Source organism: Rhizobium sp. 01N48 (genome assembly GCF_056399145.1).
The window spans coordinates 232,653-248,029 of record NZ_JBFTQT010000002.1 but is presented as its reverse complement, the minus strand read 5'-3'; the positions used below and the strand labels follow the sequence as shown (position 1 = coordinate 248,029).

16 protein-coding genes are annotated in these 15,377 nt (G+C 61.1%); 10 read left to right on the top strand and 6 right to left on the bottom strand.

All coding sequences use genetic code 11. The features are described 5' to 3' along the window. Positions 1-19 precede the first annotated feature (19 nt). On the top strand, positions 20-364 hold the full coding sequence (locus AC1DOG_RS04835) for a hypothetical protein (RefSeq protein WP_112818903.1): 345 nt from the start codon (positions 20-22) through the stop codon (positions 362-364). A gap of 123 nt (positions 365-487) precedes the next feature. Continuing rightward, a complete protein-coding gene (locus AC1DOG_RS04830) occupies positions 488-1,525 on the top strand; it encodes a dipeptidase (protein WP_477926986.1) in 1,038 nt (345 codons plus the stop codon). Between the two features lie 46 nt (positions 1,526-1,571). Here AC1DOG_RS04830 and AC1DOG_RS04825 read toward each other — a convergent pair whose 3' ends face one another. After that, on the bottom strand, positions 1,572-1,757 hold the full coding sequence (locus AC1DOG_RS04825) for a DUF3008 family protein (RefSeq protein ID WP_112818901.1): 186 nt from the start codon (positions 1,755-1,757) through the stop codon (positions 1,572-1,574). Between the two features lie 176 nt (positions 1,758-1,933). Between AC1DOG_RS04825 and AC1DOG_RS04820 the strand changes: the two genes are divergently transcribed. Both AC1DOG_RS04820 and AC1DOG_RS04815 read left to right on the top strand, forming a co-directional pair. Then, on the top strand, positions 1,934-2,101 hold the full coding sequence (locus tag AC1DOG_RS04820) for a Thivi_2564 family membrane protein (protein ID WP_018896674.1): 168 nt from the start codon (positions 1,934-1,936) through the stop codon (positions 2,099-2,101). Between the two features lie 30 nt (positions 2,102-2,131). Beyond that, positions 2,132-3,295: a low temperature requirement protein A gene (locus AC1DOG_RS04815; RefSeq protein WP_112943417.1), complete on the top strand. Its 1,164-nt coding sequence runs from the start codon at positions 2,132-2,134 to the stop codon at positions 3,293-3,295. Between the two features lie 87 nt (positions 3,296-3,382). Here the strand turns inward: AC1DOG_RS04815 and yghU are convergent, their stop codons facing one another. The 4 genes from yghU to AC1DOG_RS04795 all read right to left on the bottom strand — a co-directional run bounded on the left by yghU (position 3,383) and on the right by AC1DOG_RS04795 (position 7,573). Next, a complete protein-coding gene (yghU, locus tag AC1DOG_RS04810) occupies positions 3,383-4,258 on the bottom strand; it encodes a glutathione-dependent disulfide-bond oxidoreductase (protein ID WP_113198467.1) in 876 nt (291 codons plus the stop codon). A 75-nt stretch (positions 4,259-4,333) separates the two neighbouring features. Next, positions 4,334-5,320, bottom strand: coding sequence for an LLM class flavin-dependent oxidoreductase (locus tag AC1DOG_RS04805; RefSeq protein WP_112818898.1), 987 nt, complete (start codon positions 5,318-5,320; stop codon positions 4,334-4,336). A gap of 146 nt (positions 5,321-5,466) precedes the next feature. Continuing rightward, positions 5,467-6,378 carry a glycosyltransferase gene (locus tag AC1DOG_RS04800; protein WP_113198466.1) on the bottom strand — a complete coding sequence of 304 codons (912 nt, stop codon included), beginning with the start codon at positions 6,376-6,378 and terminating at the stop codon, positions 5,467-5,469. Beyond that, a complete protein-coding gene (locus AC1DOG_RS04795; protein WP_210297118.1) occupies positions 6,350-7,573 on the bottom strand; it encodes a glycosyltransferase family 4 protein in 1,224 nt (407 codons plus the stop codon). The genes AC1DOG_RS04800 and AC1DOG_RS04795 overlap by 29 nt, the downstream gene beginning before the upstream one ends. Before the next feature lie 216 nt (positions 7,574-7,789). Between AC1DOG_RS04795 and AC1DOG_RS04790 the strand changes: the two genes are divergently transcribed. The 6 genes from AC1DOG_RS04790 to AC1DOG_RS04765 are packed head-to-tail and all read left to right on the top strand — an operon-like array spanning position 7,790 to position 13,503. Beyond that, positions 7,790-8,677, top strand: a complete 888-nt coding sequence (locus AC1DOG_RS04790; protein ID WP_183794325.1) for a hypothetical protein — start codon at positions 7,790-7,792, stop codon at positions 8,675-8,677. A gap of 17 nt (positions 8,678-8,694) precedes the next feature. Next, entirely contained in the window at positions 8,695-10,284 is a 1,590-nt protein-coding gene (locus AC1DOG_RS04785) for an acyl-CoA ligase (AMP-forming), exosortase A system-associated (RefSeq protein ID WP_477926985.1), read from the top strand. Beyond that, positions 10,281-11,507 carry a pyridoxal-dependent decarboxylase, exosortase A system-associated gene (locus tag AC1DOG_RS04780; RefSeq protein WP_477926984.1) on the top strand — a complete coding sequence of 409 codons (1,227 nt, stop codon included), beginning with the start codon at positions 10,281-10,283 and terminating at the stop codon, positions 11,505-11,507. Before AC1DOG_RS04785 ends, AC1DOG_RS04780 begins: the two co-directional genes overlap by 4 nt. A 44-nt stretch (positions 11,508-11,551) precedes the next feature. Next, positions 11,552-11,824: an acyl carrier protein gene (locus AC1DOG_RS04775; RefSeq protein ID WP_112818893.1), complete on the top strand. Its 273-nt coding sequence runs from the start codon at positions 11,552-11,554 to the stop codon at positions 11,822-11,824. Between the two features lie 48 nt (positions 11,825-11,872). Then, positions 11,873-12,823 carry a glycosyltransferase family 2 protein gene (locus AC1DOG_RS04770; protein ID WP_477926983.1) on the top strand — a complete coding sequence of 317 codons (951 nt, stop codon included), beginning with the start codon at positions 11,873-11,875 and terminating at the stop codon, positions 12,821-12,823. A 2-nt stretch (positions 12,824-12,825) separates the two neighbouring features. Beyond that, on the top strand, positions 12,826-13,503 hold the full coding sequence (locus AC1DOG_RS04765) for a polysaccharide deacetylase family protein (RefSeq protein ID WP_113168274.1): 678 nt from the start codon (positions 12,826-12,828) through the stop codon (positions 13,501-13,503). 22 nt (positions 13,504-13,525) lie between these two features. Here the strand turns inward: AC1DOG_RS04765 and AC1DOG_RS04760 are convergent, their stop codons facing one another. Continuing rightward, positions 13,526-14,647, bottom strand: a complete 1,122-nt coding sequence (locus AC1DOG_RS04760; RefSeq protein WP_477926982.1) for a mechanosensitive ion channel family protein — start codon at positions 14,645-14,647, stop codon at positions 13,526-13,528. Positions 14,648-15,377: the final 730 nt, after the last annotated feature.

Here is a 15,377-nt window from a genome sequence, read left to right as displayed (position 1 = left end):
CAAAAACAAGGAAATGACAATGGATACGAAAGCGATCACCGCTGAACTGGCACAGCATGTCCCTGTTACCTCCACGCTGGAGAACGTCATCGAGGATGTCGCCCCAACCGATCTCGGGGATATGCATACGCTATACTCCGACATGGGCTGGCTGATTGCCGAGCGTTTTTCGACGCTTGAGGACAAGCAGCGGGTGTTCGAGCTGATTGAGCTCGGCATGCGCAATGGCGATGGAAGACTGAAGGATGCCGTCTCCACCGGACTTATCGAGGCGATGATTTCACGCACGGGCGCCCAGCCGGCGCGATGGCGCCAGATATCGGCCGAGCTCGGCCCGCTCTCGTCCGCCTACGTTAGGCAGTAATCAGACAGACAAGCCGGCTGGCCGCGCGATTTTCAACGCACGGCTCGCGGTTTGGGTTTGCGTGGGGGCGCCGACCTGTCATACGAAGACCCGCAAGCAAAGAGACACAGGACCCTCCCCATCATGCCAAACTCCCTCATGCCCGTTTTTGACGGCCACAACGACGTGTTGCTCCGGCTGCAGCATTCGGGCATCGCGCAACCGGCCAAGGCGTTTATCGAGGGAGAGGCGACTGGGCATATCGATCTTCCCAAGGCGCGCGCCGGCGGCCTGGCCGGAGGGCTTTGCGCGATCTACATCCCCTCGCCCAGCATGGGGAAGGACGCCAATGGCGATTTCCTGACGCCGGCACAGCCGGAATCGCTGAACCGCACCCTCGCGATGGCCCGCATTCTCTTCGACATCGAGGTTCAAAGCGCCGGCGGGCTGAAAGTCTGCCGCACGGCAGCCGATATCCGCCAGTCGATCGAAACCGGCGCCTTCGCGGCCGTGATGCATATTGAGGGGGCCGAAGCGATCGCCGCCGATCTCGATGCGCTCTATGTGCTTCACCAGAGCGGGCTTCGCACGCTCGGACCAGTCTGGAGCCGGCCGAACATTTTTGCTTACGGGGTGCCGTTCCGCTTCCCGTCATCGCCCGACATCGGCCCTAGCTTGACCGACGCTGGCAAGGATTTGATCCGCGCTTGCAACGAGTTGAAGATCATGGTCGATCTCTCGCATATGAATGAGCAAGGCTTCTGGGACATCGCCAAGCTCTCAAGCGCCCCTCTGGTCGCCTCGCATTCCAACGTTCACCACATCAGCCCGCACAGCCGCAACCTGACCGATCGGCAGCTTGACGCCATCCGCGATACGGGCGGGCTTGTGGGCATCAATTTCGGCGTGCTCTTCCTGCGCGACGACGGCACCCGCAACGCCGACACCAGCCTCGACCTCCTGGTCCGCCACGCCGCGTACATCGCCGATCGCATCGGCATCGACCACGTCGCCCTGGGCTCGGATTTCGATGGAACGACGATCCCGGCGACGATCAAGGACGCGACCGGTCTACCTCAGTTGATCGACGCGTTCCGCGCCGGCGGCTTCGATGAGAAGGCCCTGGTCAAGATCACCCACGCGAACTGGATCGATGTGCTCGAGCGCACTTGGGGCGGCTAAGTTACCAGCGGTGGTAATCGCGGCATAAAACGCCGAGAACCATGGGCTACTTGGACACGTGCTCCGGCTTACCCTTGGTCTTCGTGGATGCGAATTCCTCAAGCTGCTTTTCCGTCATGGAATCCACCATCTCGCGGGATGCGCCCTTGAGCTTGCTCTTCGGCGTTTCACCGCGCTTGGCAGACAAAGCTGCGCCGGCTGCCTTTTGTTGCGCTTTCGATTTTGCGGGCATGATCGTCTTCTCCCTTTCACCTTGAACTCACGGCGACACTGAAGGTTCCTGCGACAGAGCGCTCAGTCATTCCAACCGCCGCGATAGACTTTCTGGCCCCCGATCCTTTCCTTTTCGAAAGAGCGATTTATCTAACGCTCTGTGACTAAAAGATTTTTCAACGGAGTGGGATCCAAATGGCAGCATCTATACTGATTGGAATACTGATTACCTTCCTGGTCATCATCCTTGTCTTGTACCTTGTTGCCCGCCTGCCGATCGATGCCAGAGCTAAGCAGATCGTGCAGATCATCGTCATCATCATCGGCATCATTTCGCTTTTGAAATATCTAGCGGTTTTCTAAGGCCAGGGCTCGATCGATGGAGGGATCGCATTGAGCCTGATCCGCGGTAAAAGCACCGAGAAGACGAAGGCCAGCTTTCCGGAGCTGTTCTTCGATCTCGTCTTCGTATTCGCGCTGATCCAGCTGTCGCACACGCTGGTCGAGGACTTCAGTTCGACGACGCTCGCGGAATCGATCTTGTTGATCCTGGCGATCTGGTGGCTGTGGGTCTACACGACCTGGATCACCAACCTGCTCGACACCGACAAGGAAGCGGTGCGCCTGCTACTCTTCGCCCTTATGTTCGGCGGCATCCTACTCGCGATCGCCCTGCCCGAGGCATTCAAGCATCAGGGCACGGCATTCGCGGCGCTCTATTGCGCCATGCAGCTCGTGCGCTCGGTCTTCATGCTCTACGCCTACAAGGGCGTCGACCGGCCCTCTTACCTCACCTTTGTGCGCATCACTGTCTGGGTGATCGCTTCCAGCGTCTTCTGGATAATTGGCGGTTTCGCCAGCCTTGAGGCTCGCGTCGCCTTTTGGGGCGTCGCACTATTGATCGAGTACGTCTCGCCTTTGGCGCGCTACTGGGTGCCTGAACTGGGAGCGTCGCCGCGCGAAACGCTCGACATATCGGGCGAGCATATGGCCGAGCGCTGTGCTCTCTTCGTCATTCTCTGCCTAGGTGAAACCATTCTGACGACGGGCAGGACTGCCGCGGAACACATGCAGTCGAACCTGTCGGTCATGGTTTTCTGCAGCGCGTTTCTGACGACAGGCTTCATGTGGTGGATCTATTTCCACCACGGCCAGCAGAAGGCGGCCGACAAGGCGGAGACGACCTCGGCGCCCGAAACCGTGGCCCATGGTCTTTTCACCTACGGGCACTTGCCGATCGTCGCCGGCATCATCCTCACCGCCGTCGGTGAGGACTTCAGCCTGTCGCATCCCGAAGAGCATAGCAGCCTGAAGACCACGCTCGCCATTCTCGGCGGGCCGGGGCTGTTCTTGATCGGAAATATCTGGCTGAAATTGACAGCCGCGCGTAAGCCGCCGCTCTCTCACATCGCCGGCCTTGCCATCCTGCTGGGGACCCCCGTTGTGCTGCCGATGCAGCAGAATTTCACGATCCAGATGGTGAGCACCGTCACGCTTTTGCTCGTCGCTCTGTGGGAATATGTGGCGTTGCGAAAGGCGAAAGCCACCACCGCCTGAGCCACGGTGGCTCACTCATTCGCACATCGGCGAACCGTCGCACCCCGGATCGCCGAGATGGCGACCCGGATGCGACAAATCCGAAACTTAATCGGCAGAGCCGATCTTATCCTGCGTCTTCGTGTCGAAGTCGCTGGCGTCGTGACGCTCCCAGAGCTGGCTCGACGGTTCGCCGGAGAGACGGTTGACCATGCGCCCGCGCTGAACAGGCTTGCGCTCGCCGATCAGATCGGCCCAGCGCTGGATATTCTTGTATTCCTGAACCTGCAGGAACTCCGCCGCTTCGTAGATCCAGCCCTTCACCAGCCCGCCATACCAGGGCCACACGGCCATGTCGGCGATGGTGTATTCGGCACCGCCGAGATACTCACTCTCGGCAAGACGGCGATCGAGCACGTCGAGCTGGCGCTTGGTTTCCATCGCGAAGCGATCAATCGCATATTCGATCTTGGTCGGCGCGTAGGCATAGAAGTGGCCGAAGCCACCGCCGAGATAGGGCGCGCTGCCCATCTGCCAGAACAGCCACGAGAAGCATTCGGCGCGCGCCGCCGGCTCCGTCGGCAGGAAGGCCTGAAATTTTTCGGCAAGATAGGTCAGGATTGAACCGGATTCGAAAACGCGGATCGGCTTGGCACCGCTGCGATCAACCAGAGCCGGGATCTTGGAGTTCGGATTTGCCTGAACGAAGCCGCTGCCGAACTGGTCGCCATCGCCGATCCTGATCAGCCAGGCATCATATTCGGCGCCGCTGTGACCGGCGGCGAGAAGCTCCTCGAGCATGATCGTCACCTTGACGCCATTCGGCGTGCCGAGCGAATAGAGCTGCAAAGGATGGCGCCCGATCGGCAGTTCCTTCTCATGCGTCGCGCCTGCGATCGGTCGATTGATGTTGGCGAAACGCCCGCCGCTGTCCTTGTTCCAGGTCCAGATCTTTGGCGGCGTATACTCAGTCGAATTGGCCATGCTTTGTCTCCAGTGGTGGCGTCTTCATGCGATACGCAACCTGTCTCGATTGCGTTTTATGGGGATGGCTTAGTGTCAGATCTTTCGCCCGACCTCGGCGATCATTTCGAAGGATTGCAGGCGCGCGTGGTGATCATAAACGTCGGACACGATCATCAGTTCGTCGGTGCCGGTTTCGTCGATCAGCTTCTCCAAGCCGACGCGAACCGTCTCGGGCGAGCCGATGATCGAGCGGGCGAGCATCTGCTGCGCCTGCACCTTTTCCATCGGCGACCAATAGGTCTCGATGTCGTCGATCGGCGGCTGGCTCAGTCCGCGCGTGCCGCGAAACATGTTGGTGAAGGACATCTGCTGTGTCGTCGCAAGTCGGCGTGCCACGGCATCGGTTTCGGCGGCGATCACGTTGACGCCGACCATGGCGTAGGGCTGCGACTGCTGCTCCGATGGCTTGAAACGCGTGCGATAGATCTGCAGCGCCTGGAGAAGAAGTTCGGGCGCGAAATGGGAGGCGAACGCATAGGGCAAGCCGAGTTCGCCCGCGAGCATGGCGCCAAAATTGCTGGAGCCGAGAATCCAGAGCGGCACGTCGGTGCCGGCAGCCGGAACCGCCTGTATCCGCTGGTTCGGGCCGGCGGGCGCGAGAAATGCCTGCAGCTCAAGCACATCCTGCGGGAACTGATCGGCTGACTCCGGCGACCGGCGTAAGGCGCGAAGTGTCATCTGGTCGGTTCCCGGCGCACGGCCGAGTCCGAGATCGATGCGATCGGGAAACAGGCGCGCCAAAGTGCCGAACTGTTCGGCGATGACATAAGGAGGGTGGTTGGGCAGCATGATGCCACCGGCCCCGACGCGGATCGTCTTCGTGCCGGCAGCGAGGTGGGCGAGGACAACCGATGTCGCGGCACTCGCGATACCTATCATGTTGTGGTGTTCGGCAACCCAGATGCGCCGGTAGCCCCACTCTTCTGCATGCGCGGCTAAATCGCGTGCGTTGTCGAGTGCGCCACGGGCGTCCGTCTCCTCCGTCACGCGAACAAGTTCGAGGATGGAAAGAGCGGCCATGGCAATACCTTTGTAATCAACAAGTGGAGGCAGCCGCTGAAGACGGCTGCCCTAATCAAAAGGTATATGGAGTCCGCGACGCGCCCGAACAATGGTTGGGACGTCTGCTTTTTTTGAGATCGGGTTGCCCGGCCAATGATCCCGGCCTAGGCCACCGTCTTGCGGTTCCAGCGCCCGCTCATCTTCGCGGCACTGCCGCCGAATGTCAGGCCAAGCATGATCGCCGCCCTATAAAGACGGATGAGGACGACCGCGACGAAGGCGAGCGCTCTGGACCGCAGACCCTTGATGCGATCCGAGCGGATAATGGAGACCAGGCCCGCGGCCGGCGACAGCGCCACGGCGAGCGTGCGCGCGACCCAGCGCAGCCGCCAGGCGGACTTGGCCTTGATGCGCACGAAATCATGCGCGGTGTGCCGGTCCCATTTCTGCGCGAGCTCAGCGAAGGTCTTGCGCGCGGGATGATAAACGACCATGCCCGGGCAATAATGCGTGCGATAGCCCTGACGGAGCGCGCGCTGCCCCCAGTCGCGGTCCTCGGCGACCTCGATGCCCCCGAAGCGGCCGACCGCCGAGAAAACCTCGGCGCGGATGGCCAGATTGCCGGTTCCGGTAAAGCCCTGTTTGGCGATGTATTCCTTCATTCGATAGGCGAACACGCTCTCGTAGGCTTCGAGCATCGTCAGATGATTGGTGTCCTCATAGGCGATGCGCACATCGCCGCCCAGGATCGAGCGCTCGGGATCGCTCGAGAATTGCCGCTCGATTTCGGCAAGCCAGCCATTGCCCGCAAGGCAATCGGCATCGATGAAGGCCAGTATCTCGCCGCTGGCACGCGATACACCACGATTGCGCGCCGGCCCCGGCCCCGGAATAGATTCCGAGAGCAGCGTGACGGATGCAAAGGCGGCGCAGGTCTCGACCGGCAGCACCTGCGACCCGTTGTCGACCACGATGATCTCGACCGCTTGCTTCACACCTGCCTGCTCGGCCAGTGACACAAGGCAGGCGCGAAGCGCCTGAGGCTGGTCAAGATGCGGGATAATGACGCTGATCATTGACGTCCAATCTGCGGTCGAACAGGGTTCGGTAAGCGTCGAGATAGCGGTGCGCCTCGGCCGTCCAGCGGAAGCTGCGCTCGGCAACGGCGCGGCCGAGCACACCCATTTCCTCGCGCCGCTCGCGATCGTCCACGAGCGAGACGATGCCTTCGGCGAGCGCCCGCGGCGAATGTTCCGCCACGACCATCGCCGCATCGCCCGCGTCGTTCGTCGCCTGACGCAGATTGAATTGCACGATCGGTAGGCCGAGCATCATATATTCGAACACCTTGTTCATCGACAGCTTGTCGTTGAAATCGTTTGGTGGATCGGGAATGATCCCGACATTGAGCGCCGAAAGATGCGCGAGCAGCGACGGTCCGCTGAGATAGCCGGTGAAGCGCAGCCGGTCGCCCAGCTGTCTTTCGGCGGCGAGCGCCTTCAAGCGGCCGAATTCCGGCCCGTCACCGATAATCAGGCAATTGATGTCGTCGCGCTTCTGCACGTGAACAATGTCGTGCATGGCCTCGACCAGCGTATCCACGCCATCCTGCGCGCCCATGATGCCGATATAGCCTATCAGGTGCTTGCCGGGAACGACGAGCGATTGTTCCGCCTCCGTCAGCCTGAAGCGCGAGGCCTCGGGATAGCTTTTGACCACAACCACCTTATCGGGAGACATTCCGCCGCGGGCCACTGCAATATCGCGGAACGTCTCGTTGGTGGCGATGCTGACATCGGCGACGCGGAATGTCTGGCGTTCGAAGAACTGCACCAGCCGATAGAAGAAATCCTTACGGCCGAATTTGCTGACATAGAGCTCGGGGCTCAGGTCATGATGATCGAACACGAAGTAGGTGCCAAACAGGATCTTGTGTACCAGAGCCACGAGAAACATCAGGTCCGGCGGATTACAGGCCTGGATGGCATCGATGCGCTGCCGGCGGCGAACGCGGAACGACAAATAGAGCTGGTTTATCAGCGCCGTCGCGTACTCTCTGAAATAGCCGGCGGCCGTGTCGGCCTCGCGCAGCGGATGGCGATAGATATGAATGTCGTTGATCACCTCATAGGCCTCGTTGTGGCCTTTGCCCATCGGGCAGATCACGGAGACTTCATAACCCGCGTCGTTGAGCGCCTGCGCTTCCTGCCAGACGCGACGATCGAACGGAACCGGAAGGTTCTCGACCAAGATTAGAACGTGTTGTGTCATAGAAATGGTGGCCTCCCATACGCGTCTGGTGAACACGCTGAGCCACGACCATACGATCTCGCCACGTTAACTCTCTAGTTAGCTAACAGGATAAGCGATAGACCTTTTGTGTAACTACCGCTCAATCTTAAGAGCGGCTATGAACACTACGGGTAATACTTGCATCAATGCTTTCAAGCATATTGTCTCGAGTGGTTGCAAAGGAAGTGGCGGGCTGTGTCAAACACTGTTTTGAAAGCGACGGGACGGAACGTCGTGATATGCCCGATAACCGCAGGCGACATCGCCTCGGTCGCGGACTTCCTGCATGCGGAACTGAACAGCCGGCTCTCGCCCGCCCTATGGGCCTCCGCGATCCGTCCCTCATGGCAAACCACGGCACCGAACCACGGCTTCATGCTTATGTGTGACGGGCACGTTGTTGGCGCGCAGGTCGCCTTCTATTCGGAGCGACACGTCAGCGATCTCACGGAAAATGTCTGCAATCTATCCGCCTGGTGCGTTGACGAAAATTACCGCTCGCACGGCCTGAGATTGATCCGGGCTATACTTGGCCAGCAGGGCTATACTTTCACCGACCTATCGCCGAGCGGCAACGTCGTTCCCCTAAACCGGCGCCTGAACTTCAGCGACCTGGATACCGCCGCCGCACTGATCGTCAACTTACCGGTGCCACGTATCGGGACCGGCATCCGCATCATCTCCGACCGAAAGGCAATCGAGACCAGCCTCGACGGACGCGATCTTGAGATCTATCGCGACCACGCCAATGCGCCTGCCGCACACCACATTGTCGTCACGCGCGGCCAGCAGCGCTGCTATGTGATATTTCGGAGAGACCGGCGCAAGCGCCTGCCGCTGTTCGCCTCGATCCTCTACGTCGGCGATCCCAAGCTTTTCCAGGACGCCGCGCAGCAAGTTTACGGCTACCTGCTGACCCACTTCGGCATCCCGATGACTCTGTTGGAAAACAGGCTCGGCGTTGCCCGTCCACGCTTGTCGATCGCGCTTCGCTCGCCACGACCTAAGATGTTTCGAAGCAGCAGACTGGGGGCCGACCAGGTTGACTATCTCTACAGCGAACTCACGTGCGTGCCTTGGTAGTAGGGGAGTAGGTACACATGCAATCAGCAATCAAGATCAACCTGTCCCACCTCGTTCTCCAGGCCGCGCAGAAATACGCAGACCTACCCGCGCTCACATACAAGAGTGAAACCGTAAGCTACGGCGAGCTGTGGAGACGGGTCTGTGGCTTTGCCTACGCCCTTCGCGACCTCGGCCTGCAGCGAAGCGACCGCGTGGCCGTGTTGCTCGAAAAGCGGACGGAGACGGTGGTCTCGATCTTCGGCACGACGGCGGCAGGCGGCGTTACCGTTCCGGTCAATCCGCTGCTGCGGCCGCAGCAGGTCGCCTATATCCTCGCAGACTGCAATGTCCGCGTCCTCGTGACATCGCACGATCGGCTGCTGCAGCTGCAGGAACACATCGCCGATCACCCGGCCCTCGAGCATATCGTGCTCGTCGATCAGGCCTCGGGCGATATACAGGGGCTCGACATCAGTAAGTTCCGCCTGCATGGCTGGGCGCCGTCGTTTTCGCAGGAGCAGGAAACCGCGTCATCCATCGTCGCCGTCGATTACGATATGGCGGCCATTCTGTATACATCGGGAAGCACCGGAAAGCCGAAGGGCGTCGTTCTCAGCCATCGCAACATGATTGTCGGCGCGGAAAGCGTCAGCCATTATTTGAAGAACGGTCCTGAAGACACCATTCTCTCGGTTCTGCCGCTGAGCTTCGACGCTGGCCTCAGCCAGCTGACGACCGCGTTCAATTCCGGCGCGCATGTCGTCTTGATGAACTATTTGCTGCCCGGCGATGTCATACGCCTCTGCGAGAAACACAAGGTGACTGGTATCACCGGCGTACCGCCGTTCTGGATCCAGGTGGCAGCACTCGACTGGCCTGCCGAAACGGCTGCGCGACTGCGCTACTTCGCCAACACTGGCGGCCGCATGCCGAAGGCGACGCTTGATCGGTTGCGCAGACTGTTTCCCCAAGCCCTTCCCTATCTGATGTATGGCCTCACCGAAGCGTTCCGCTCAACCTACCTCGACCCGTCCGAGATCGACCGCCGGCCGGATTCGATCGGCAAGGCGATCCCCAACGCGGAGATTCTCGTGGTCCGGCCCGATGGTTCGCGCTGCGATCCGGGCGAGCATGGCGAGCTTGTCCATCGCGGCCCGCTCGTCTCGATGGGCTATTGGAACGACCCCGCCCGCACCGCCGAGCGTTTCCGCCCGGTGCCGGGGAGCGAGGCGAGCTGGCGTGCGCCTGAGCTCGCCGTCTTCTCGGGCGACACCGTCGTTGCCGACGAGGAGGGCTTCCTGTTCTTCGTCGGTCGGCGCGACGAGATGATCAAGACATCGGGCTACCGCGTCAGCCCCACCGAAATCGAGGAAGTGGCCTACGCCACCGGCCTTACCAAGGACGCGGTCGCGCTCGGCGTCGAAGACGGCGCGCTCGGCCAGCGGATCGTGCTGGTCGCGAGCCCGATCGCCAGCTCGCTCGATGTCAGCGCCCTTTTGACCGCATTCCGCCGGACCCTGCCGCAGTACATGGTTCCGTCGCAGGTTGTTGAAATGAGTGCCATTCCAACCAATCCGAACGGAAAGTTCGATCGGGTTCTATTGAGGGAGCAATTAGGTTCGTGAGTTCGCACCCTTCCATTTCCATGTTCGAGCCGGTCGGAAGCTGTATGGCCGTGGGCGGCATACCACTGGATCGCTTGGCCGAGCGTGTCGGATCGACGCCGTTCTTCGCCTATGACCGGGGCCTGATCACCTCGCGCATCGGCTATCTCCGCTCGATTTTGCCCGCCGACGTCAAGCTCAGCTACGCGGTGAAGGCCAACCCGATGGCGGCCGTCGTCCAGCATCTCGCCGGCCTCGTCGACGCATTCGACGTCGCCTCGGCATACGAGATGAAGGCGGCACTGGACACGCCGGTACCGGCAAACAACATCAGCTTCGCCGGTCCCGGGAAGACGACGGCGGAGCTGACGCAGGCCGTTGCGGCGGGCGTGACAATCGAGATGGAATCGACCAACGAGGCAGCCCGCGTCACCRATATCGGTCACAAGCTCGGCATCCGGCCGCGCGTGGCCTTGCGCGTCAATCCGGATTTCCAGGTCAAGGGCTCCGGCATGCGCATGGGCGGCGGGCCGCAGCAGTTCGGCATCGATGTCGAGCAGGTTCCGGATCTCCTTCAAACGCTCCGTGTCACCGATCTCGATCTCCTCGGTTTTCACGTCTTCGCCGGCTCGCAGAACCTGCACGCCGATATCCTGTGCGAAGCACTGACGCGCAACGTCGCGCTGCTAATGGGGCTTGCGGATCAATCGCCGTGGCCCGTTCGCTATCTGAACCTCGGCGGGGGCTTCGGTATTCCCTATTCCGAGAAGGATCAGCCGCTCGATCTGGTGCCCGTCGGCGCCAAGCTAAAGGAGCTGATCGAAGGCGAAATCCGGCCGCAGCTGCCCGATGCGCGCGTAACGATCGAGCTCGGCCGATACATCGTCGGCGAAGCCGGCGTCTACGTCACGCGCGTGGTCGACCGAAAGGTGTCGCGCGGGCGCACCTATCTGGTGGTCGACGGCGGCATGCATCATCAGCTGGCGGCATCGGGCAATCTCGGCCAAGTCATCCGCCGCAACTATCCTGTCGTGATCGGCAACCGGGTGCAGGAAAGCGAGCGCGAGGCAGTCTCCGTCGTCGGCTGTCTGTGCACGCCGCTCGATCTGCTTGCCGACAACGTGATGCTGCCGCCGGCCGAGATCGGCGACCTCGTCGTCATCTTCCAGGCCGGGGCCTATGGCCTGACCGCCAGTCCGACGGCGTTCCTCGGGCATCCGATGCCGGTGGAAGTTCTTGTCTGATTTGATTTCACCGGCGGGTAGCCGGCAACATTAAGAGGGGTATCATGAATTCGTCTACCTTCGAGGCCGTCAAGGACGTCATCATCGAAACGCTCGGCATCGAAGACCGGGATCGGATCGAGACCGCCGCAACGCCGCTACTCGGCAACATTCCGGAGCTCGATTCCTTCGCTGTGCTGAGCCTTGCGGCCGCGCTCGAAGAGCGTTTCGGCTTCCAGATCGACGATAGCGATTTCACCGGCGAGGTGTTCGAAACCGTCGGATCGCTGGCGCAGTTCGTTGACCGCAGCCTCATTGATCGCAAGCAGCTTCACTAGCAACCGTGGCTTCGCGGCCAATCAACGGTGGGGGATAAATTGGCAGTCATGGAACGAGATCGTCCGATCACGCGCGATACGGAAGGGGCTTCGCCGGCGCTCTCCGTCATTATCGTCACCTATAACAGCGCGGGAGCGCTGCCGCCGCTGCTCGATTCGATCCCGGCGGGTCTTGCCGGCATCGACCGCTTCGAGGTCCTGATCGCCGACAACGAATCCAAGGACGGATCGGCGGAGCTGGCCGAAGCGCATCCGGTTTCGCCGACCGTGATCCGCATGGGCTACAATGCCGGCTATGCGGCTGCAATCAATGCGGCGGCGGCGCGGGCGCATCCGGGATCGCATCTGCTCATCCTTAATCCCGATCTCAGGCTCTACCCCGACGCGGCGCGACCGCTTATTGAGCGGGCTGAAAAGACTTCAACCGGCGTTGTTGTTCCGCTCAACTACACCGAAGAAGGTCGGGTCGATCCAACGCTCCGGCGCGAGCCGTCGATTATGACGGCCTGGGCCGATGCTCTGCTCGGAGGTACGCTTGCGATGCGCGTTGGTCTCGGAGAAGTCATCGGCGGCGCGGCGCGCTACGGCCGCAGCGGCACCGTGGAATGGGCGACGGGATCAGCGCTGCTGGTATCCGCGCGGTTGCGGGACTTGATCGGTGCTTGGGACGAATCCTTCTTTCTCTACAGCGAGGAGGTCGATTATCTCCGGCGCGTTCGCGAGGCCGGCTTCGAGGTGGTGTTCGAGCCGCGCTCGCAGGTCATGCATGAAAGCGGCGGCAGCGGCCGAAATGCGCGTCTCTTCGCACTGATGACCGCCAATCGCATCCGCTACTACGGCCGCCACCACAATGCACTGCAGACATCGCTCTTCAGGCTGGGCATTGCACTCGGGCAGGCGATCCGCTGCTGGCGGGGAGCGGCGCACCGGGCGGCGCTATCGAGCGCACTGATGCCGCTGAAATCGCCGACCGAATTCATGGCGATCCGCCGGAGCTGAGAATGGCAAGGACGGCGCTCCGGATCATCAACTTTCACGGCATCGGCGAGCCTGAACGGCCGCTGGAACCGGGCGAGGCCCCCTATTGGCTGAGTGTCGCGCGGTTCAACGACATGCTCGACCGTATCGCCGATCACCCCGACCGCGACGCCTTGGCGATCACCTTCGACGACAGCAACACCTCCGACCTCACGATCGCAGCACCTGCGCTCGCCAAGCGTGGCCTGACGGCGCGGTTCTTCGTGCTGACCGGCCGGATCGGCGAGCCGGGATCGCTGGACAAGGCCGATATCAGCGCGCTTGTTGACATGGGCATGCCCATCGGCAGCCACGGCATCGCCCACCGCGACTGGTCGAGCCTTGCCCCGGCCGAACTCGACGAGGAATTGAAGACGTCGAAGAGCGTGCTGGAAGAGGTGTGCGGTTTCGAGATCACGGACGCGTCCATCCCCTTCGGCCGATACAACGCCGCCGTTTTGTCGCGGCTGCGGCGTGCGGGATACAGATGCGCCTATTCCAGCGACAAGGGGAGCGCCGATTCCGCTGCGTTCCTTCAGGCCCGAACCTCGGTTCGATCCGACACGACGGATGAAGCGCTGAGCGACGCGCTGTCGGGAGACATGCCCGCCATGAGCCGACTGCGGAGAGCGGCCCGCATGCAGCTGAAGCAATGGGTCTGACCCCTAGCGCGGCCCCCAGCAGTCAGGATTGCGCCGAGGCCCGAACCGCCGCTTCGGCTCCCATCACGCCATTGAGGTTGGCCGCCCCCTCGGCCCTCACGCGCGGCAAGCTTGCCGGATATTCGCGCTGCACGAAGTCGATGATCTTCTCGCGCATCTCGCAGCGCAGGTCGAAGGTCTTCGGCGCATTGGAGGCCGAGATGAGGATGCGGATTTCCATGACGTTTTCGCGGAAATCGGTGACCTGCACGGCGACCACCCGCTTGTCCCACAGCTTGGAGGCGGCGGCTATTTCCTCGACCTTCGTGCGGATAACGGAAACCGGCACCGAATAATCGAGAAAGATCATGACGGTACCGATCAGCGAGGAGCTCTCCCGTGTCCAGTTCTGGAAAGGGTTCTCGATGAAATAGCTGAGCGGCAGGATCAACCTTCGCCAATCCCAGAGCTTGACCACGACATAAGTAGACGTGATCTCCTCCACATTGCCCCACTCGCCTTCAACGATCAACGCGTCGTCTATGCGGATAGGCTGCGTGATCGCAAGCTGGATGCCGGCAAAGACATTCTTTAATACCGGCTGCAAGGCGAGGCCGAGCACGATGCCGGCAACGCCCGCCGAGGCGAGCAGGCTGACGCCATATTGCTGCACGGCCGGAAAGGTCATCAACCCTGCCGCGATGGTGATCGCGACGATCATGAAGGCGGCGATACGCTCGCCGATGCGCGATTGGGTGACGTGGGTACGAGCCAGCAGATTGTCTTCGGCGTCGAGCTTGAAGCGACGCAGATAGACCGTCATCCAGATGTGCAGCGTGGTCTTGGTGATCCAGCCGACGACGGCGATGAAACCCAAGAGCAGGATGTGGCGGATGAACTCCGCCTGCGGCGTCGTTAGCGGCGCGATCGTGGCGCCGAGCGACAGCGTGAGGGTCAGAATGCTGAGCCTAAGCGGCCGGCGGCCGCGCGAGACCAGCGATCGCCAGAACAAATCCCGCGTTTCGACCACGCCGCTCAGAAAGCGAAAAGCGAGACGATGGATCATCAAGCCCATGGCCAGTGCAGCGGCAAGGACACCGATGCTTACAAGCCAAGCGGGCAGCCACGCTGTTGCCTCCTGAAAGTGGAGAATGAAACGTTCCATACGACATCAGCTAGAGTGCAATGCAGCATAGGAAAGGTCGAGGCGGTGAAAATCATCCTTGTCGTGACCGGTCGCGCTTGCGGGAGGCACCGCGCTTTAGACAGAAAAGCCCCGGTCTCAACGTGACGTCAGAGCCAGCGAAACCGGGCTCTGCCGCGTCGATCGATGCGGTGAAGTGCGATCGGCGTGGATCTGCCGCTAATCGTATCGAGCAGTCGGATACTCTGTTTTCCGGCCACGAGCGCGAGGAATCGCGGACATCCGCGGATCGTTCCGCCGTTATCGTTCTCGGTAAAGATGCAGGGTACGGAGAGAACCGTCCCATACACGTTCATTCGTCCACTTTTTGGCATGCGCAAATCCTATTCGCTTTGCGTCGCCGTGTAGTGGAGCCATGATTCCGGCATGTGACAATCTCGTGATAATTTTGGACATGTGTGAAATCACCGGCCTCTTGCATTTTCGCAGTCGCTGATAGTGCCCGCGCTAAGACGCAGCACGACACCAGCTGCGGGCAAGGCCGGCGACCTAGCCTTCTTGTCGACAGCGGGCACCTATCTGTTGGGGGGAGACCACCTACAATTTCAGGTTCGGACAAGCCACACAACCTACTCTGCGGCTCATAGCTGCGCGGGCTTGGGTGACCGATTCTTCATTCAGACCTTGGGGCCGGAAGCCGCCTGCCGTTCGGTATCGGAATTTCGACCCGGCTTTTTATTGACGCCATTTG